Consider the following 277-nt stretch of genomic DNA (forward strand, 5'->3'; position numbering starts at 1 on the left):
GGCAAGAAGAAAGATTGGCGGTGTGAGCCGCTTTCTTTTGCCTACTTTTCTTTGCGGCGGCGTAACTATTCAGCGGTAACCAGAGGCGAAACGACGAATCCGGCAAAGCCCAATGCCAGCGCATCGATCAGCGAACGGTTCTGCTTGCGTAAGGTGGCAAGGTAGGAGCGGATTGTGCAGAACGCCTCCATGCCCGATTCCGAGCGGAAGCACCCGGAGATCTTCTGTTTGAGTTTGGGCATGCGGATATCGCGTTCGGCCTGGTTGTTGTCGAACG

Annotated in this window: 1 protein-coding gene; it reads right to left on the reverse strand. The window is 55.6% G+C overall.

Annotation, left to right across the window (positions count from 1 at the left end; translation table 11 throughout):
* Nucleotides 1-65: 65 nt before the first annotated feature.
* Nucleotides 66-277: IS66 family transposase (locus SB753_RS36865; protein WP_410805075.1), on the reverse strand; the 212-nt coding region annotated here is incomplete at its 5' end.

It is taken from the genome of Paraburkholderia sp. SIMBA_053 (genome assembly GCF_046534895.1).
GTDB classification, from domain to species: Bacteria; Pseudomonadota; Gammaproteobacteria; order Burkholderiales; family Burkholderiaceae; genus Paraburkholderia; species Paraburkholderia caledonica.